The organism is Umboniibacter marinipuniceus (assembly GCF_003688415.1).
GTDB classification, from domain to species: Bacteria; Pseudomonadota; Gammaproteobacteria; order Pseudomonadales; family DSM-25080; genus Umboniibacter; species Umboniibacter marinipuniceus.
Genome location: NZ_REFJ01000002.1, coordinates 411,859 through 432,076, shown reverse-complemented (window position 1 = coordinate 432,076; position 20,218 = coordinate 411,859). Strand labels below are relative to the sequence as shown.

At 48.7% G+C, this 20,218-nt stretch carries 15 protein-coding genes; 9 read left to right on the top strand and 6 right to left on the bottom strand.

From position 1 onward, the window contains the following. Positions 1–17: 17 nt before the first annotated feature. Positions 18–2,720, top strand: coding sequence for a TcfC E-set like domain-containing protein (locus DFR27_RS05820; protein WP_121876506.1), 2,703 nt, complete (start codon positions 18–20; stop codon positions 2,718–2,720). 184 nt (positions 2,721–2,904) lie between these two features. Here the strand turns inward: DFR27_RS05820 and DFR27_RS05815 are convergent, their stop codons facing one another. After that, positions 2,905–3,447 (bottom strand): hypothetical protein, encoded by a 543-nt coding sequence (locus DFR27_RS05815; RefSeq protein WP_121876505.1) that lies wholly within the window; start codon positions 3,445–3,447, stop codon positions 2,905–2,907. Between the two features lie 152 nt (positions 3,448–3,599). Further along, positions 3,600–4,121 carry a hypothetical protein gene (locus tag DFR27_RS05810; RefSeq protein WP_121876504.1) on the bottom strand — a complete coding sequence of 174 codons (522 nt, stop codon included), beginning with the start codon at positions 4,119–4,121 and terminating at the stop codon, positions 3,600–3,602. Between the two features lie 1,034 nt (positions 4,122–5,155). Here DFR27_RS05810 and DFR27_RS05805 point away from each other — a divergent pair. From DFR27_RS05805 to DFR27_RS05790, 4 genes are all read left to right on the top strand, one after another. Next, on the top strand, positions 5,156–5,416 hold the full coding sequence (locus DFR27_RS05805) for an OadG family protein (RefSeq protein ID WP_121876503.1): 261 nt from the start codon (positions 5,156–5,158) through the stop codon (positions 5,414–5,416). Positions 5,417–5,426: 10 nt separating this feature from the next. Continuing rightward, positions 5,427–7,205, top strand: a complete 1,779-nt coding sequence (oadA, locus tag DFR27_RS05800) for a sodium-extruding oxaloacetate decarboxylase subunit alpha (RefSeq protein ID WP_121876502.1) — start codon at positions 5,427–5,429, stop codon at positions 7,203–7,205. A 54-nt stretch (positions 7,206–7,259) separates the two neighbouring features. Further along, on the top strand, positions 7,260–8,516 hold the full coding sequence (locus DFR27_RS05795; protein WP_425452017.1) for a sodium ion-translocating decarboxylase subunit beta: 1,257 nt from the start codon (positions 7,260–7,262) through the stop codon (positions 8,514–8,516). A gap of 140 nt (positions 8,517–8,656) precedes the next feature. Continuing rightward, positions 8,657–8,965, top strand: coding sequence for a BolA family protein (locus DFR27_RS05790; protein ID WP_211327570.1), 309 nt, complete (start codon positions 8,657–8,659; stop codon positions 8,963–8,965). Between the two features lie 137 nt (positions 8,966–9,102). Here DFR27_RS05790 and DFR27_RS05785 read toward each other — a convergent pair whose 3' ends face one another. The 3 genes from DFR27_RS05785 to aptA form a co-directional block, all read right to left on the bottom strand. Beyond that, positions 9,103–11,235: a DNA topoisomerase 3 gene (locus DFR27_RS05785; protein ID WP_121876500.1), complete on the bottom strand. Its 2,133-nt coding sequence runs from the start codon at positions 11,233–11,235 to the stop codon at positions 9,103–9,105. A 152-nt stretch (positions 11,236–11,387) separates the two neighbouring features. Further along, positions 11,388–12,878 carry a CoA-acylating methylmalonate-semialdehyde dehydrogenase gene (locus DFR27_RS05780; protein WP_121876499.1) on the bottom strand — a complete coding sequence of 497 codons (1,491 nt, stop codon included), beginning with the start codon at positions 12,876–12,878 and terminating at the stop codon, positions 11,388–11,390. A 40-nt stretch (positions 12,879–12,918) separates the two neighbouring features. Further along, positions 12,919–14,235: an omega-aminotransferase AptA gene (gene aptA / locus DFR27_RS05775; protein WP_121876498.1), complete on the bottom strand. Its 1,317-nt coding sequence runs from the start codon at positions 14,233–14,235 to the stop codon at positions 12,919–12,921. 292 nt (positions 14,236–14,527) lie between these two features. Between aptA and DFR27_RS05770 the strand changes: the two genes are divergently transcribed. The 4 genes from DFR27_RS05770 to DFR27_RS05755 all read left to right on the top strand — a co-directional run bounded on the left by DFR27_RS05770 (position 14,528) and on the right by DFR27_RS05755 (position 18,474). Beyond that, positions 14,528–15,265 (top strand): DUF599 domain-containing protein, encoded by a 738-nt coding sequence (locus tag DFR27_RS05770; protein WP_170150794.1) that lies wholly within the window; start codon positions 14,528–14,530, stop codon positions 15,263–15,265. A 146-nt stretch (positions 15,266–15,411) separates the two neighbouring features. Beyond that, entirely contained in the window at positions 15,412–16,170 is a 759-nt protein-coding gene (locus tag DFR27_RS05765; protein ID WP_121876496.1) for a gamma-glutamyl-gamma-aminobutyrate hydrolase family protein, read from the top strand. A gap of 9 nt (positions 16,171–16,179) precedes the next feature. After that, positions 16,180–17,517 carry a glutamine synthetase family protein gene (locus DFR27_RS05760; protein WP_121876495.1) on the top strand — a complete coding sequence of 446 codons (1,338 nt, stop codon included), beginning with the start codon at positions 16,180–16,182 and terminating at the stop codon, positions 17,515–17,517. 93 nt (positions 17,518–17,610) lie between these two features. Next, positions 17,611–18,474 carry a hypothetical protein gene (locus DFR27_RS05755; RefSeq protein ID WP_147434522.1) on the top strand — a complete coding sequence of 288 codons (864 nt, stop codon included), beginning with the start codon at positions 17,611–17,613 and terminating at the stop codon, positions 18,472–18,474. A 299-nt stretch (positions 18,475–18,773) separates the two neighbouring features. On the opposite strand, the gene DFR27_RS05750 is transcribed toward DFR27_RS05755, so the two are convergent. Beyond that, positions 18,774–20,168: an OmpP1/FadL family transporter gene (locus DFR27_RS05750; RefSeq protein ID WP_121876493.1), complete on the bottom strand. Its 1,395-nt coding sequence runs from the start codon at positions 20,166–20,168 to the stop codon at positions 18,774–18,776. Positions 20,169–20,218 lie beyond the last annotated feature (50 nt).

Below are 20,218 nucleotides of genomic sequence, written 5' to 3'. Positions count from 1 at the left end.
GAGTACGGGAGTAGCTTGTGTATCGCGCCGTAATCTTTGCGTGCTGCAGTTTTCTGGCTGTTAGTCTTATGGCGCAGAATGCTAATGACTATGTTGCTACTGCGCCAGGTGGTGAGTACTTCAGTGATCAAAATGTCCGTGTACAGTTCTTTTGCTCGCTTCAAAAAGATGTTGTTGAAGCACAGCGTGATAGTATCGCTGCGCTATATGGTTGGTATCTTGATATCGGCGGCAAATCGCCCTTAAGTTGCCTTCGTTCAGCAGAGGTACCACTTCCCATTGCTTTCAACTGGCTTGAGCGCTCCCGTCGCTTTGGCTTTAATGACGCAGAAATTCTAAATCAACCGCTAGAAGATGCACCAGTAGCAGTTACTGCATGGGTTCCACCCGGTTTTGAATCATTATTAGAGCCACAAGTCACGCGCGCTGATGTCTTTTTCGGTGGCAGGCGTATTGGCTCTTACATGTTGATCTATACGCCTGACCGAGTTGAATTTCAAAACCCTGAGCTCATTGTGGAGCGCCTACCAGACCTTCTGGAGCCAGCCCGCGTTATGCAGTCCTTGAGTGGGGCATTAGATCCTAACTCAGTATTCGCCTGCGGGCTCCGCGGGACCATGGGTTGTGGTGAGCTTCAGCCAACACCAACCGTCGCGGCAGTGATCTTTGATGAATCACGCTTTCGTGTAGACGTATTTGTTAGCCCTGAGCAGCTAGCCGTTCGTTCAGCAGGTGTTCAAAAGTTCTTACCGCCTAGTTCTGCGCAGTGGTCGATGATGCAGAGTCTATACTTAGCGATGTCGGGAGATGTGAGTGATCCTGCCGCGGTATATTCCTTAGCCGGCACCAATACAATTGCCTGGCGTGAAAATCGTTTGGTCACAGATCTGAATTATTCGGACGATGACCTAGATATTGATGAGTTTGCGCTTCAGCGGGATTATGAAGGGCTTAGTTATCGTGCGGGTTATTTCAATACTGATAGTTCGCTGCTTAGCTTTGGCTATGGCGGCAGCATGAGGGGTATCAGTATGGGGACGAGTATTGATACACGTACCGATTTACGGCAATCCGCCGGTAACGAGATAACCGTGTTCTTATCATCTCGCTCACGTGTAGCTATATACAAAGACGGCCGTTTGGTATCAGCGCAGAATTATGACGCCGGTAATCAGATTATTGATACCACAGCGCTTCCAGGCGGTAGCTACGATATTGACATCGAGATTACTGACGCATCAGGTCGTTCTACCGTAGAAACTCGATTTTACGTTAAGTCTTCGCGCTTGCCGCCTAAAGATGAGTCTGAATGGTACTTCGAATTAGGGGAGGCAACGGAGGCGATTGCGGACGAAGTGCTGCGTCAACCTGACGGTGATTGGATTACTCGGGGAGGTTATTCAACCCGCTTGTCTGACACTATAGGTATTGGCGGCGGTTTGGCTGCCCACAAAGATGAAACAATGGCTGAGTTCGATCTGTTTAATATCGGTCGCTACCATGAGCTTCAAACGTCTATCGCCTATTCGGATAATGACGCCTACGGTGTAAATCTAAACTCCAACTTTAGTGTTGATCGTTGGTCCATGGCCGCTAACCTTCGGTATGTTGATAACGCTCACTATGACAATGATATCAACCCAGATCTCACCCGTTCCTTACTGGGGAATTCGTTAACACAGGGAAGTCTCTCTCTGCAGCGCTCCACTGACTTTGGCTATTTCTCGTTGCAGGCAAGATATAATGATCGTTTTGCTCAAGAGGAATTGAAGACCTATACCTTCCGTTACACTGCGCCCGCCTACGACTTTTTCGGCTCGGACTTATACGGGCGAGTAGAGTTGAGTAAAGAAAATGATGATTGGTTGGCGTTGTTTACGGTTACGCTTCGTATTGATGACGGCAATTTCAGTTACCGCGTTGAGCCAGGCTATCGCCAAGACTACATTGCCGATACCGATGATTATGAAGATGAGCCAAGCTTAGAGCTTAATGCCGATTGGCAGGATGGTGACCGATTTATCTCGGATTTGCGTTTGAATGCGAACGCTTTCGCACGGCCTGATATTTCCGGTGTTTCCCTCGGTTACGATCATTCCTTCCGCTATGGACGCATACGCTCGGAAGTGGAGCATATTGATCGAAATGGTCAGAAAACGGATAGTTTCAACCTAAACGCTTCAACCTCGTTCATTGTTACGGATGAGAATGTGGCGGTAGGTGGGCAACAGCAAAGTCAGTCTGCGGTGGTGATTAATTTGGATGGCCAATTAGAGGGCGTCTGGTTTGATGTATTGGTAGATAAGCGTCCCGTGGCCTATGCGATTGCCGGCACGGCTACCGTTGTTACCTTGCGCCCCTTCGAGACCTATGAGATTGAGCTCAGAGCGCGCGGTAATGGTTTTGCTGATGTTCAGGGCGATGTCCGTTCGGTCACGCTATACCCGGGTAACGTCGTGGATTTAAGTTGGGATGTAGCGATGGTTGACGTTGTCTTTGGTCAGGTAAGCTTGCCTAACGGCGAACCAGTAGCCAACGCAGTAGTTGGTGGTATCCCTGGCTTCTCGGTGACCGACGAATATGGCTTGTTCCAGGCGGAGATGAAGCAGGGGACGAGTGAGCTGACATTCCAAACTCGGGAGTATTCGTGCACAGTGGCTGTGCCAGAGTATAGAGGTAGAGCGGGTGTCGCCTCACTGGGTAGCTTACAGTGTGAGTAGTCTAAAATTACTTTTAGCAGCGATGATCCGTATTTTTTCGATCTGATTGCCTTTTTTGGCAGAGTTACTTCGATTAGCTAGGTTCAGTATTCAGATGAAGCGGATTGAGCTGTCTAGGTTTTGGCGTGATTGTGTTTTAGGTGAGGCAAAAAAAACACCTCGTCATAGAGGTGTTTTTACTCTTCTAGCTCAATTTACGCTGTGAATAATCAACAGATAAGAGAAGGTTAACCGTATCCGAATAGATGCCGCTCGGTGCGGCGGCTATTGCCGCATTGCTAACGCGAAAAACGAGTGCGTCACTCACTTGGTCGGGTGTTAAAGAGCATCTGGAAGTCTCTGAAATCTCATCCGCTTCATCGATAGCGACTACGCCACCATTCACATTGAAGTTTTGATTCTCATCTTCGTCATCAAACCATACGTCATAGGCAATTTGGCTGCCATCGTATTCTAACCGCTCGTCACCAGTGATCGTGAGGGTGTAGGGTAGACTTCCGCTGAAAATGCAGACGTCAACCGAATCAGTGGTGTTTCCTGTAGCCGTTCCGTTCCAAAGTAATTCAATGGCGGCAGAAGTGGAGGTGGGACTTCCCCCAAGCCGGAGTTCAGCGGTGGTAGGTAAGTCTAGCGTAACGGTGACATCACCGGTCGCAGTGTCTGCGAAGGAATTGATTGATGCAGTAATCGCTAGTGCAAAAATCGAGGCGGTAGTGGGAAACTTCATGTTTACGTTCCCCAATGTTTATACAAATAGTAAGATGTCTTCGTCTCGAGCTCGAATATTCTTTTCTTGAGCGAAGCTAACTCGAAAAAAAGCCGTCAGCATTGCTGGCGGCCCGCTAAGAAAATTGCTAGCTGCTTCTGCTAACTACTTGCTTAAATCGCTGATACCGAAACTGTTATGGTGTCGCTGTAGCTACCAGTAACTTTGGATGCGGTTTGCTCAGTAATTGTAGCAGTAAGCGCTTCGAAGTCTGGTGTTGTAGAGCCGTCGAGGCACTCTACACTGCTTTCGTAGCTACCAAAATTCGCTTTGTTGTAAGTGGTTGAGTCAGCTAAGACCCCTGCGTCTGATTGACTAAGTGAGTAAGTAATGCGGTAATTATCTTTGACAGCGGCTCCGGCGTATTGGGTGGTATGACGTAGTTCCCAGTTCGAATCGCTAGCGAAAGTTAATGCGTAATCAGTTGTGGAGGTCCATACGCAGAGGTTCGCTGTTTGAGTAGCGCCGTTCGTTGAACCGTCGGTGAACGCAATGTCATCAATGGTAACTTGGGCTCTTTCTAAGATTTCTAAAGTTACATCGGATGTGGCGCTGTCACCATATACTTGTGCGACTGCACCCGAAGCCAAAACCGAAGAAGCAATTGTTGCTGCTGCAAGTTTACGTAAAATCATTTCGTTCCCCTTAGAGCGACTGCTCTGATAATTTAAAATTCTCTGTCCTAAGGAGCTGGAAATTGTGACTCGCATCACAGAAATCCAACCAAGATACGGACCTTGGATTACTAAAACTTCTCTCAGATTACGGATTTGGAAAATAGAATGCAAGTGAATATTCCACTCAAAATCATTAAATAGGTGATAAATGGTATTTTTTTTGTGACTAAGTGGTCAGTAGTGCGTACAAAAATTAAGCAGTTTGTGAGGGTTGTTCAATAATTGGCTGAGAAGGTTAAAGTGCTTTTGTTTTCCTTAGGTATTTACCGAGATTTAGCTCGTTTTGCGGATTAGTTATAGCTCTTATGGGTGAGTTATAGGCTTTAACCCAATGATCAGCGTGGCGGGTTCGCGATTGCTGCTGTCCTGACCGTATTGCTTGGTTGAAACACCAGCAAGTAACCCTAGGGGAGCGATCAATATATTCTCTTTTTGTTTATTAGTTGTTTAGATAGGTCAGCGGCCGGATTGCAATGGTTAGACGCTTCTATATATGGGTAGCGCGAATCTTGCTCATTTTGGCGCTAGGTCAAAGCACCATAAGATCTCTGTATGGTTTTGATGAGGGGTTATTCGGGTTGCGCGGTCTAGGCTATGGTCATTGAAACCTTCGCGCTAAGTAACCGTAATGTCGTTTGCAAAGGTGTTGAGTAAAGTAATAAACAAGTTTTGCTGGCAGTCACTGTAAAGTGTCTTCTAAGGACATTTAGGAGCGCCGTATAGCTAGTGCAAAGGCACTGTTTTCTCGTAACTAACAAGGTTGGTTTCGCTGGAAACTAGATGTCACAAGGGTTACAGCTAGGCAGGGTGTGTCGTTTTTGTAATTGGTACTATTCCGCGAATGAATTATCTTTCTTGAATTCTGCTTCATATAATGCGGTTAGTGGCTAATTCACTACGTGCGTCTACGTATTAGTTTTAGGTATGCCAGAACTACTTTAAGCGGATATTCACCAAAGCTTAGGGCAGTTGTTATAGCAACAGGGGGTGCTATGTCATCAAATGACATTCTTCAACAGGGCGCTGATCTACTCATGCTTGGCATGGGGTCGGTGTTCGTTTTTTTAAGCGTTTTGGTGGTAGCAACGACAGCTATGTCGTGGTTTATCAATCGATGGTTACCGGAAGTAGAGGCTGAGCCAGTGGCTCGCAAGCCAGCGCCATCAACCGAGATTAATTCAAAGACCTTGTCGATTATTAAGCAAGCCATTGCCCAGCATCGTGTGGCCAAGGGCCGCGCGAGCGCAGAGTAGAGAGGTAACTATGACTACAGTTAAAAAAGCCGTTGGTATTACTGACGTTGTTCTAAGAGATGCCCATCAATCACTGTTCGCAACGCGTATGCGTATCGATGATATGCTCCCCATTGCCGCTGAACTAGATAAAGTGGGCTATTGGTCCCTTGAAAGTTGGGGTGGCGCGACCTTTGATTCCTGTATCCGTTTTCTAGGCGAAGATCCGTGGGATCGTATTCGCGAGCTTAAGAAAGCGATGCCTAATACGCCACAGCAGATGCTATTCCGTGGCCAGAACATTCTCGGTTACCGTCACTACGCAGATGACGTGGTAACCAAGTTCGTTGAGCGTGCAGCCATTAACGGTATTGATGTCTTCCGCGTATTCGATGCAATGAATGATGTTCGCAATCTTGAGACAGCACTCAAAGCTGTTAACCAGATGGGCAAGCATGCGCAGGGTACCTTAAGCTACACCACAAGCCCGGTGCATAACACCAAGACTTGGGTGGATTTAGCCCGTCGTCTTGAGGATATGGGAGCAAACTCCATTGTTATCAAGGACATGGCTGGCCTACTGCGTCCTTATGAAGGTTATGAATTAGTTAAGGCGCTTAAGTCTGCGGTTGATATTCCATTACAGCTTCATGCTCATGCTACAACGGGCTTATCCACCACTACCATTCTTAAGTGTATTGAAGCGGGTATCGATAACGTAGATACCTCTATCTCATCAATGTCTATGACCTACGGGCATAGTGCTACTGAGTCAGTAGTAGCGATGTTGCAGGGCACTGAATGGGATACGGGCCTTGATATCCAGCAGCTAGATTCTATTGCCGCTTACTTCCGTGAGGTACGAAAGAAGTACGCTAAGTTTGAAGGGTCGTTGAGGGGGGTTGATGCCCGCATTCTAGTGGCCCAGGTGCCTGGCGGTATGCTCACGAATATGGAAAGCCAACTAAAGGAGCAAGGCGCAGCGGATAAGTTTGACGAAGTGCTCACCGAGATCCCGAAGGTACGTGCTGACTTAGGTATGTTGCCGCTAGTAACCCCAACAAGTCAGATCGTTGGCACCCAAGCAGTACTTAACGTTATTGCGGGTGAGCGCTACAAAGTGCTCTCCAAAGAAGCACAGGGCGTACTCCGTGGTGAGTACGGTGCAACGCCAGCGGCTAAAGATGCAGAGCTGATGAAGCGTGCCCTGAACGGAGACGAAGAGGTTACTGTACGTCCTGCCGATCTATTGGCGCCAGAACTAGATCAACTGGTGAGTGATGTAAACACTCTTGCAAAAGATGAAGGCTTTAGTCTTCGTGACGGCGATCAGGGTGTCGACGACGCGCTTATCTATGCCTTATTCCCTCAAGTTGGTGCTAAGTTCCTTAAGCATCGCGGTGATGCGAGTGCGTTTGAACCTGCGCCGGGCTTAGAGCCTGCGGTCACCGACGAACAGGGCGACGAGGTTTACACGGTTACCCTGAACGGCGAAAGCTACACCGTGGCGGTTAATGATGGCGGTGATATCACTGGCATTTCAGATCTTAATGTTCGTCATTCAGATTCTTCGTCAGCACCGATGAAAGCTTCGTCGGGCGCGCCGCTACCCGCTCCGCTAGCTGGTAACATTGTTAAGGTACTGGTTAAACCGGGTGATCAAGTAGCAGCCGGTGACCTCGTCTTAGTGTTAGAAGCTATGAAGATGGAGACGGAAGTCCGCGCTACCAGCGCAGGGCAGGTGGTAGCTATTCAAGTCAAAGAAGGCGATTCAGTAGCGGTTGGCGATAGCCTACTCGAACTGGCTTAAGCGGGAGTTAGCATGGAAAATTTATGGTTAGCCTCGGGATTAGCTCAGATTCAAATGAATCAAGCCATCATGATCCTTGTTGGCTTGGCGCTATTGTTCTTAGCAATACGAAAGAAGTTCGAACCGCTGTTACTTGTCCCAATTGGTTTCGGGGGCATTATGGCCAACATTCCTGGCGCTGGGTTAGCTAGCTCGGCGTTGGAATTGGCCCTCTACGCACAGGACCCAATGGTTATAGGCGCTGCTAGAGAGTTGTTCGAAATGCCCGTAGCGCATATTGATGCGGTACTTCATGCCATCGACAACAGTGCCTACTCAATTCACGCTCAGCTTTCGGCCGTTGCTCAAGATGCAGGGTACAACAATGGTGCACTCTACAACTTTTACTCGGTAGCCATCGCTTCTGGTGTAGCGCCGTTGGTAATCTTTCTTGGTGTAGGTGCCATGACGGACTTTGGGCCGCTACTCGCGAATCCAAAGACCTTGTTGTTGGGTGCCGCTGCGCAGTTTGGTATTTTTGCTACCGTCCTCGGTGCGGTGGGGATGACCTACTTCGGGATTATGGACTTCAGCATTGCCGAAGCGGCCGCAATCGGAATCATCGGTGGTGCCGACGGACCAACCGCTATTTATGTTGCCAGCATGCTAGCGCCAGATCTATTGGGTGCTATCGCAGTGGCGGCCTATAGCTACATGGCGCTGGTACCTCTAATCCAGCCTCCTATTATGCGGGCACTGACAACCGAAGCAGAACGTCAAATTGTGATGACGCAGCTTCGTACTGTGTCGAAGCGAGAGAAAATTGCCTTCCCAGTAATTGTGCTAATACTTGTTGGCTTCTTTATTCCCGACGCGGCACCACTCTTAGGTATGTTCTGCTTGGGTAATTTAATGAAAGAAAGCGGTGTGGTTGATCGCTTATCCGATACAGCCCAGAACGCGCTGATCAACATCACGACTATCTTTCTTGGGCTTTCGGTAGGTTCTAAACTCGCTGCCGATAAGTTTTTGGATCCGAAGACGCTGGGTATTTTGGCGCTAGGGATTGTGGCCTTTGCTATTGGTACCGCCGCTGGTGTCCTAATGGCTAAGCTAATGAACGTGTTTGCGAAACAGAAGGTTAATCCTCTGATTGGTGCGGCAGGGGTCTCCGCCGTTCCAATGGCTGCGCGGGTGGCGAATAAGGTGGGTTTGGAGTCAAATCCTCACAACTTCCTGCTTATGCATGCCATGGGGCCGAACGTTGCTGGTGTCATCGGGTCTGCCGTGGCGGCAGGCGTTATGATCGCCGTGGTCAAAGCCTTCGGCTAATTAAGAATACGCTGAAACACTTGGGTAGCATTGCTACCCTTTTTTTTGGACTAAATATTAACTCGCTAAGCCCACGGTGGGACGACTCAGCACCCGATTCTGTCGTACAATGGAACGATATTAGTAGAAGGACTTTTTTTATGGGCCCAATGCAGCAAAACATTATCACTAAGCTTCAAACAGCGTTTAATTGTCACCACCTTGAAGTGGAAAATGAGGGAGACAAACATAGTGCGGGTGCTGCAGCCGAGATGCATTTCAAAGTCACCTTGGTTAGCACGGAGTTTGAGGGGAAAATGAAGGTTGCTCGTCATCGAGCTATCTACTCAGTATTGAGTGAAGAGCTCGCGGGACAGGTTCACGCTCTTGCTCTTTACACCTACACGCCCGCTGAATGGGAACAGCAGGGGGTTAGTCCTGAGACGCCAGACTGCGCGAACAAGCACTAGGCTCAGCGCACAAATAGCAGGTTCACTGTAAACGCGAAGCTCAGTGAACGGATATTCGGGAGCGAGAGTAAAAACTAGGTTAAAAGAGTAGGTATTAGCGTCTGCGAACTACTACTTAATGGCGTAACATCGTTAAGCTAACGAGCGGCGGAACTTGTAGGTTTGAGCTTTTGTGTGCCCTTACACTTAGGATAGTTTTCACAGCCAAGAAATTCGCCGCGTTTACTCTTTCTTAGCATCATGAACCCGTCACACGCTGTGCACTTGATTTGGGTCTTCTTTGCGGGGCTTTTCGCTGCAGTGCGTCGTGGTCCGCCGGGCATGCCATTGCGATCAGTGGCGGTATAGTCACAGTCTTTTCCGGTACAACTCCAGAACCAGCCACGTTTACTCTTAGCCCGCCGCAGCGTGTGGTGACATTTTGGGCATTTGGGCGCTTGATATTTTTTAGGTAAATCCAACAGCTGGCGATGATCGCTATCGATAAGTAATTCATCAACGCCGCGAAGTAGGGTGTTCATAAACGCCTGATAGCCGCCTTTCTCGTTGACGATGTCATCGAGTTGGCGCTCCCACTGCGCAGTTAAGTCGGCAGAAACGGCTTGCGCAGGTAGGCTCTTAACTAAGCAATGACCAAGCTCGGTGGGAAGTAATAGTCGCTGGCTTCGAATGATATACCCGCGCTTCTCTAGGGTCTCAATCATGCTTGCTCGCGTTGCTTCAGTGCCAATTCCGTCGGTATCACGAAGCACCTTTGCTAAGGCTTTGTCCTCCACAAAGCGGGCAATATTAGACATCGCTTGGATGAGGGTTGCATCGGTGTAGTGATTGGGAGGCCTCGTTCGTTTAGCTTCGCTCATGATTCGGTTAACCCAGAGCGGTGTTTGGGGCTGCCAATCAGCCAGTACACGCGTTACATCATCTTTAGCGGGGAGCGCCTCACGCCAACCCAACTTATGAACGGCCCGAGCTTTAGCTTGGAAGTGTTCGTCTAGGCAGCTGAACAGCTGCACGTTGTCCGTGTATTCATAAGCCCCCAGGAATTGAGCGGCGTAGTGCTCGGCAACAACCGTGTAGATATTTCGCTCTGTTGAGGTGAGCAGGTCAAAGTTAGCCGGTTTCTCAGTGGGAATAATGGCATGGTGAGCGCTAATTTTTTTGTCATTAAAGGCTTTGCTCTTGATGGCGGTATCTAACTTGGCGAACCATTCTCGTGAGCCAAGGGATCTTTTAATAGCGTCTAGGGTATCGGGTGCCTGCTGGTGCTGATCAACAGGGAGATACTGACAGTCGGAGCGCGGGTAGGTAAGCAAGCGATGCTTTTCATACAAGGACTGACAGGCGTCTAGTACCGCCTTCGCGCTGAGTTTGAAGCGGGATCCCGCGTAGACTTGAAGCCGAGATAAATTAAAAGGTAGTGGCGCGCTTTTTGCCTGCTGTTGTGAGGTGTTCTTAAGCAGTTGTACCGGTTGAGCCGCAGCCTGATTAACGAAGTTATCAACCTGGAGTTTATCTATTGCATGGCCATGACTATCTACACTTAGTTTGCTGTGTTGATGATGAATCCACTGCGCCTCTACCTGATCATTCACTCGGTCGGTGATTCGCGCGGTGAGCTCAAAGTACTCATGAGATTCAAATTCCTTGATCTCGTTATCGCGCTTCACAATTAAGCCAAGAATGGGTGTTTGAACTCGGCCTATAGATAGCACTGACTGTAAGCCCTGTTTGCGACCAATGAGTGTCCAGGCTCTGGTTAGGTTCATACCATAAAGCCAGTCGGCTCTAGCGCGAGCGAGCGCGGAGGTGCTTAGCGAGGCGAAGTCCTTGTTATCCTCCAGCTTGGCCAGCGATCTGCGAACTGCCTTAAGATTCATATCGGCCACGAGCAGCCGCTGTGTTGGGCCGCGCCACTTCAGATGGTGGAGCACTTCATCCACAAGTAGCTGTCCCTCGCGATCCGGGTCGCCGGCGTGAATCACCAAAGATGCCTTTTTTAGAAGCTTTCTTAAGATGCTGAGTTGACCCCGTGCACTTGCCTTGGGTACGTAAGCCCATGGGTTTGGAATAATCGGAAGCGTTTCACGGCTCCAGCGCTTAAGGCTGTCGTCGTAGTAGTCTGGCGGCGCCTGCTCCAACAGGTGTCCAATACACCAGCTAACGGTGGTGTCGCCAACCTCAATATATCCTTTCTGCTTGCTGCTCTTACCTGGCAGGGCATCGGCAATAGCTCGGGCTAGGCTGGGCTTTTCGGCGATGATTAGCTTCATAGTTGTTGGGCAGCTTGGTTCTCGATTGATAGGGGAATATAGCCACTTCGTGGTTGGCGGGTCAAGCAGCTAAATGAAAAGCTGACGATTAGAAGGGGAAACAAAACGGGCCGCTAATCAGATGATTGCGGCCCGTTACTAAACGTTTTGAATTACTTCAATGTAGGCATTGAGAATTCAGCAACGCTTGGCATATCAGAAGGCCAACGCTGAGTGATGGTCTTCATCTTGGTGTAGAAGCGAACGCCGTCCTTACCGTGCATGTGCAGTGGGCCGAACAATGAACGCTTCCAACCACCGAAGCTATGGAATGCCATAGGTACTGGGATGGGAACGTTTACACCAACCATGCCAACTTGGATGTAGTGTGTGAACTTACGCGCTGCATCACCGTTGCGAGTAAAGATGGTGGTGCCATTACCGTATTCGTGGTCGTTGATTAAACGGCACGCAGTCTCGAAGTCAGGAACACGAACGATACAAAGAACTGGACCAAAGATCTCTTCTTTGTAAATACGCATTTCGTCAGTGACGTTATCGAACAAACATGCGCCTAGGAAGAAACCGTCTTCGTAGCCTTCGATGCTAAGATCGCGACCGTCAACAACAAGATCCGCGCCTTCTTCAACACCTAGGTCAACGTAAGAGCGTACTTTGGCGTAGTGGTCTGCTGAAACAAGCGGGCCCATGTCTGGATCGTTCACACCGTTACCAACGGTCATCGCTTCGATCTTCGGCAACAATTTAGCCTTAAGCTCTTCAGCCGCTTCATCGCCCACACATACTGCAACAGAGATTGCCATGCAGCGTTCGCCGGCCGAACCGTAGGCTGCGCCCATTAGTGCGTTAGCCGCTGAGTCAACGTCTGCGTCAGGCATGATAACCATGTGGTTCTTAGCGCCACCTAGTGCCTGTACACGTTTGCCGTGTGCACTCGCGGTTGCGTAGATGTACTCGGCGATTGGCGTTGAGCCAACGAAGCTAACGGCTTCAATTTTCTGATGCGTCAATAGCGTATCAACGGCAACCTTATCACCGTTAACCACGTTGAATACGCCATCAGGGAGGCCAGCTTCTTTAAGCAGCTCCGCTAGCTTCAATGCTACCGAAGGGTTCTTTTCCGATGGCTTAAGTACGAAGGTGTTACCTGACGCAATTGCGATAGGGAACATCCACATAGGTACCATGGCAGGGAAGTTGAACGGAGTAATACCGGCAACAACACCTAAAGGCTGCATTTCGCTCCAGCTGTCGATACCACGACCAACTTGGCTAGAGTGCTCACCTTTTTGGAGGTGTGGGATGCCGGTAGCGAACTCAACGATCTCAAGACCACGTGTTAGTTCACCCGCTGCATCAGACTTAACCTTGCCGTGTTCCTCAGTAATCAAGGCAACGATCTTGTCGGCATCACGCTCGATAAGCGTCTTGAACTTGAACATCACCCGCGCGCGGTTAAGCGGAGTGGTGTCACGCCATGCTGGGAAGGCGTCGTAAGCATTGTTGATGGCGGTCTCAACCGTTTCAACGGTTGCCATTGCAACGTCGTGAATAACCTGGCCAGTAGCGGGGTTGGTTACCGGCTTTGGCTGATTGTTGTCGGCAACATGTTCGCCGTTAATAAAGTGACCAATAGTAGACATAAATACCTCAAGTCAGCGGCCGTAGCCGCTTATGTATGTGTTAGTCGACGGCGTTAATTGCGTCGCCAAGTAGGTTGATAATGCGGTCAATCTGCTCTTTCTCAATGATAAGCGGAGGCGAGATTGCAATGATGTCACCAGTTTGACGAACTAGTGCACCGGTTTCATAAACCTTTTTGAAAACTTCGTATGCACGCGCACCCGGTTTGCCTTCACGCGGCTGCAGCTCAACTGCGCCAACAAGGCCGTAATTACGGATGTCGATAACATTCTTATGGCCCTTCAAGCTATGAACGGCGTCTTCAAAGTAGTGGTGTAGTGACTTCGCACGAGCAAATAGATCATCTTCTTTGTAGACGTCTAGTGTGGCGATAGCCGCGGCACAGGCTACTGGGTGCGCAGAGTAAGTGTAACCGTGGAATAACTCAATAGCACCGTTACCGGCGGCTAAGAATGCTTCGTTAATATCTTTACGTACGAACACCGCGCCCATTGGGATGACGCCGTTGGTAAGTCCTTTCGCGGTAGTAATCAAATCTGGCGTTACATCGAACTCGTCGGCGGCAAAGGCTGCACCAACACGACCGTAACCGGTAATGACCTCATCAAAAATCAACAGGATGTCGTGCTTGTCACACAATTCACGTAAGCGCTTTAGGTAGCCTTTAGGTGGAAGAATAACCCCAGCCGAACCAGAGATAGGTTCAACAATTACCGCTGCAATATTCTCTGCATCGTGTAGACCTACTAGATCTTCTAGGTTGTCAGCAAGCTCGGTACCGTAGTCTGGCAGGCCCTTGGAGAAACGGTTCTTCTCAAGAAGCGTGTGAGGTAGGTGGTCAACATCAAGTGTTTGGCCGAAGTGCTTACGGTTCATCACCAAGCCGCCAACGGAGATGCCGCCAAAGTTCACACCATGATACCCTTTGATACGGCCAACTAGCTTGGCTTTGCCAGGCTTACCTTTAATGCGCCAGTAGGCGCGAGCGATTTTCAACGCCGTCTCAACAGATTCGGAGCCGGAGTTAGTAAAGAAGACGCTATCTAAACCTTTAGGGCTGATTTCGGTCAAGCGATTAGCGAGTTCAAACCCTATGGGGTGGCCCATCTGAAAAGTTGGTGCGAAATCAAGCGTGCTGAGCTGCTTAGTAACCGCTTCGGTGATCTTGCTGCGATTGTGTCCCGCGTTACAACACCAAAGGCCAGCTGTGCCGTCAAGAATTTGACGATCATCATGCGTTGTATAGTGCATTCCGTCGGCATGGGTGAGTAAGCGAGGATCTGCTTTAAAGGTAGTGTTAGCGGTGAACGGCATCCAGAAGGATTCCATTTCCTCGCGGCTTAGATTTACGGCCATATCTCTCTCCAAAATACAAATGAGCACGAACCACTTTAGTAGTGGGGGGTGTTCATAATGTTGATTCAAGTGTTTGATTTATTTGACAGCTACCATAATCATTTTTGGTTTAGTGTTCAATATCTTTTACACCTGATTTGCGCTTTTTTTTAACACGCCGTGAACAGCTCCTGACTTAAGCTAATATTACGGCTGCTAACGTGCATATTTACTGGCCTTCGTCATGGAATGTTAATGCTAGGGGCGTATGATAGTTAGCTAAGAATTGCTGATTTGAATGGTGGATACTCCTGTGAATGCAGTTATGTTGGATGTAATTTGTGCGGTGCTAGTGCTGTTTCTTTGGGTTGGCTACGCACGATTTGCAAAGCGCAGAGCGCGAACGAGTTTTAGTGTGTCGCGCGCCCTTCATACCCAGCGGCTGTATTGGATTAAGCGGTTGCTAAAGCGCGATAACCGCGTAGCTGATGTGGGTGTGCTGCGGGGGATTGAACACAGCGTTATCTTTTTCGCGTCCTCTACGGTGCTTGTTATTGGTGCCATGTTAACCGTCCTCTTTGGCGAGGGAATGGTTCAGGTGTCAATGCTCAGCATTCAAGCGTTCGATGCTTACTTGGGCGTTCCTCGCGAATTCAAGATGGTTTGTGTCTTGCTCATCTTTATTCATGCATTCTTCCAATTTACCTGGGCGGTTAGACAATATAGCTTCTTCTCGGTGTTAGTAGGGAGCGCGCCCATGCCCGAGGAGCTGCCGGCGTATTCCGAGGAGGAGGTTGAAGCCATGGCAGATGACCTAGCTCGTCTTGCTGATCGGGCGGGCCACGCCTTTAATTTTGGCTTGCGCGCTTGGTACTTTGCACTAGCATTTTGCGGGTGGTTCATTTCGCCCTACGCTATGCTGGGTGGAGCGATTATTGTAGTTTTAGTATTATATAGGCGTGAGTTTAGATCTAAGTCATTACACTCCATGGTGAGGTCGCTAAAGCGAGATAAGCTATATCGCGAAGGTTTGAGTGATAAACTTGACTAGTCTTTCAATTATTTGACTAGAAATCGCTAAATATTCAACGGAAAGTGTTGAAAAAAATTTACGGCAGTAGTAACTTCAAATCGCAGTAATAATAATTAGCAATTTCAGTTGGCCTTCACTCTGTGTTGGACCAGCGTAAGGACTTTATGCGTGATGCTTTACCACTAATCGGTGTTACCTCAGATAGAAGTAATGAGGCTCCTCACCACCTTCACCAAGTTGGTGAAAAATATGTCAAATCTATTGTCGATGGCGTAAACGGTTTACCGGTGATTATTCCGGCGTTACCTAACGAAATCGATGTCGAAAAACTCCTCGATCGCCTAGATGGCGTCATGATTACCGGTTCGTACTCCATGTTAGAACCTCATCATTATGATGGCCCAGCACTTCAGCCCGGGACGCTCATTGATCCCGCTCGTGATGCTATGAGTATGTCGCTTATCAAGGGTGCGATTGCTAGAAAGATGCCAGTACTTTGTATCTGTCGAGGGTTTCAAGAGTTAAATGTTGTTTACGGCGGTACACTTCACCAGGCCGTTCACAATGAAGCGGGTATGCTCGATCATCGTGACGACAAGTCACTGACGTTTGCAGAGCAATACGCCCCAACTCATGATCTTGAATTAACTGAAGGCGGTTTGTTGGCAAGCTTTGGGCTTGGTCAAACTGTGCAGGTTAACTCAATTCATGAGCAGGGAATCAAAGACTTAGGGCAGGGTCTACTCATCGAGGGACGAGCGCCCGACGGACTAATTGAAGCTATTCGTTTAGATAGTGACGATCAGTTTTGTTTGGCGCTGCAATTCCATCCCGAATACCGAGTTAAAGAAAATGCGTTTTATACAGCAATATTTAGTGCTTTTAGCCAAGCTGTCAGCGCATACCAGACAAGCAATAAGTGAGAGTTTCCAATGACATCTATAACTAAGTGGATTGAAGAAAATCGTATTACCGAAGTAGAGTGTTTAATGCCTGACATTACGGGTAACGCTCGCGGCAAGGTAATGCCAGCGTCAAAGTTTGAACGTGAAGAGATGAAACTACCGGAAGGTATTCTTATTCAAGCCGTTCACGGAGAGTGGAGCGACGACTACTGGGAACTGGTTGACCCAACTGATCGCGATATGATCATGCGTCCAGATCCTGATACGCTTTGCCTTGTTCCATGGTGGGACCAAGAGCCAACTGCACAGGTCATCCATGATGCCTACACGCCAGAAGGTGAGCTTCACCCATTGGCCGTCCGCTCGGTGCTCCGTCGCGTACTCAAGCGTTATGAAGAGCTCGGACTTCGCCCGGTTGTGGCGCCTGAGGTTGAGTTCTATCTGGTGGCGAAGGAAAGTAACCCTGATTTTGAACTGAAGCCGCCGGTGGGTCGTTCTGGTCGCCCAGAAACCGCACGTCAAAGTTACAGCATTGACGCAGTGAATGAGTTCGATCCAGTATTTGAGGTCATGTACGATTACTGTGAAGCTCAGGGGATTGATGTAGACGCTCTAATTCACGAGAGTGGCGCCGCACAGATGGAAATCAACTTCCTTCACGGTGATGCGCTTCGCGCCGCGGATCAGGTGTTCATGTTTAAGCGTATTATGCGTGAAGCGGCAATGCGCCACGACATCTACGCAACCTTCATGGCTAAGCCAATGAAGAATGAACCTGGTTCGGCATTGCATTTCCACCAGAGTTTATTAGATGTTGAAACTGGGCAGAACGTTTTCTCTGACGAGAATGGCGAAGAAACCGAGCTGTTTCATCACTATATTGCTGGTCTACAAAAATATAGCCCTGCATTGATGCCGTTCTTCGCACCGAATGTGAACAGCTATCGCCGAATTGCTCCGGAAATCTCAGCGCCAACGAGTTTGCACTGGGGTTACGATAACCGAACAGTAGGTCTTCGCGTACCACTATCTGGCCCCGAGGCACGTCGTATTGAAAACCGCTTCCCAGGCGCCGATGCAAATCCATATCTAGCAATCGCGGCTACCTTAACGGCAGGCCTGTTAGGAATGGAAGAGAAGCTTAAGACTACCGACGCATACGTAGGTAATGCCTACGATGAACCTATCGGCTTACCGCGTAGTTTGGAAGAGGCGCTGCGTTTGCTTGACGAATGTGAAGAAGTTAAAGGTGTGTTCGGAAAGTCATTCTGTAAAGCGTATCATTCGGTCAAGATGACTGAATTCGAAGCATTTCAGCAAGTTATTAGTTCATGGGAGCGTGAATACCTGCTGTTGAGCGTTTAATTTTGAAGCCCAAGCGATGTTACAGCTTGGGCTTTATATTTTTAATAATAAAGTAACAACTGTTTGAGAGGCGCAATCTAATTGCGAAATACTATGAGTGAACCAATGATGACAACGAAGTCTACAATGAGCCCTGGAAGGTTGCTCTACCAGTGTTTTAAATACTTAATCTATGCGGCATTAACCTATAACGTTTACGCTTTCTTCCTAGAAGAATGGGCGGCGTTCCACCACACATTTGGTGGAGAGCTAAGCAGTGCATCGCAGTTAATTGAGGCCTTCACGGCGACGATTGATACCGCAGCGTGGGTACTTTTGCTTTATCTCTTTGAGGCAGAGACCTTTTTAATGAGTGACGAGCGAGTCAAACGCTACAAAGTCATTTTGATCGCAGTCAAAGCGCTCTGTTACGGCTTCATTGTTTACTCATGTTGGGGTTATATTGCTAAAGCCCTTTACCTCTTAAACACTTCACCATTCGAAATTGCTAATGCATGCTCACTGATTGGTCAAAACTTCTCGATTATGACTGACTTAGATGAGTACACCACGCTAACGGCTGAGACCTGTGGGGCGATTGCCAATAGTAATCTGCTGCAAATCAATGGTACGTCTATTATTGCGCCGGAGCTTACCTTTGCCGATGCAATCAAGCTAGCAGGTATTGATGTAATCAATGCAGCTACTTGGGTTGCTATTGTTGTTGTCTTGGAGGTGGATGTTCGCCTTCAGTTGGCAAACAAGCTTACCGATCACGGCATGCGCGTTGGTTACATCATTAAGGGCGTTCTCTACGCCACCTTGTTTGCTTGTGCTGCCTACTGGGGCTTCTACGGAGATTTCTTAGACTTCTGGGATGCCTTCCTATGGTTGCTAGGTTTCTTCATGATTGAATTGAACATCTTCAACTGGCACGAGGAAGTTAAGGAAGAAGAGGAAGCGTTAGCGTCTAGCTAATCTTTCGCCTTAACTCGTTTGTGTTGATAAATGCCTCGCTACTTAGTGGGGCATTTTTTTGCCTCAAAGAATATAGATTCGACTGAACGTTTCGGTCTCAGTGTCATCTTCTATGCTACCCAGCTTTGAGGCTAAGCGAGAGTCGTTAAGAGCGATGTGTGCAACCTGAGGGTGAAGTGTGAGGGTGAAGTGTGAGGGTGAAGGTGAAGGTGGGCGGTAGTCCGTTGATATTGGCTAACTGGTACCCACATAAAAAAGGCGACCCGAGGGCCGCCTTCTTGATTTAACGCTACTTCAGCTTAGAAGCTGTAGTTGTAAGAAACGGCCGCGATGTTCGCGTCGCCCTTAGCGATTTCACCGTTGAATACGGTTGAAGTAGAGCTAGTGTAGTTGATCGTAGCGTCATCACCGGAAACACGTGCGAAACCTACATCCATTGATGAGTTGTTCGAAATGTTCCAAGTCATACCTGCTGTGATCCAAGTACGCTCAGCGTCAGGGATAGAAAGGTTGCGGTAAGTGTCACTTACTGGGCTTTCGTCAAGCGCGTAACCAACACGGAAAGTCAACGCGCTATTCAGGTCGTAGCCAAAACCAACGGCGTAGCGGTTAGTGTCATCCCAGTAGTTCTTAGCAAGAACTAGGTTTGGATCACCATTGTCCAGCTCAACTTCTAGTGTTTCAAAGCTGCTCCAACCAATACGCTGCCAGCTAGCCTGCATGCTGATGGTATCAGTTAAGTAAGTGTGCAACGACAACTCAAGCATGCTAGGTAAGTCAGTTTGCGCTGAGCCTGGCGAAGAGTATGAACCGTCAAAATCGCCAACACTTGGATCAAGCTTAGTTGGTGACCAGCCATCCAGATCACCGTCGAATTCCATGTCGATCTCTGAACGATAGGTCAAACCAATACGAGTGCTCTCGCTGAGTTCAAACATAGCGCCAAGGTTATAACCCCAAGTCCAACCGTCACCTTCAACGTGAGCAAGCTTAGTACCAACAGCTGGTGTTGCGGCACCTGCCACAGCAGCTGCTTGCGCGGCGGCCTGTGCAGGCGTTAGGCCCTGTGCAATACCTGCTGCGTAAGTGCTTTGGTAGATGCCACCACTGATGTTCGCCTGTGATGCTTGTGAGTTCGATACACCAAACTCTGCGTGACCGTAGATTACGCTAACGCCAGCACCCAAGGTGATCATGTCATTAATGCGGTAAGAAACCTGTGGGTTGATGTTGTAGGTTGCGATGTCTGCAACGCCAGCAGATTCCGAAGCTGCGAAATCAGTTGGGTAGTCAGTCTTCAGACCGAAGTGTGAGTTGAGTGCAAGACCAAAAGCCCACTTATCATTTAATGGCACAATGATGTAGCCATTAGGGATGATAGCGGTTGGTGCAACATCTTCTGCGTTGGCAGCAATAGTCTGTGGACCAGTGGCCGTCATGTAGGTGTTTGTGCCTTCAATGTTGATGTTAGGATCAACATAAGAAATACCACCACTTAGCGATACTGTTTTGAATAATGACATTGCTGCAGGGTTACGAGCGATAACGGCGGCGTTGTCGGCCACTGCGCCTTCACCAGCGAATGCTCTACCAAGGCCTGCAGCAGAGTGTTCTGCTAATTGGAAACCAGCGGCAAGCGTGCCTGAGCTCATTGTTGTCAGCGCAATTGCGGCTGAGATTTTCTTCATATTCATAGTGATCTTCTCCCTTTGTACCACTAGGGTGGTGCTATTATTTGCTTGCG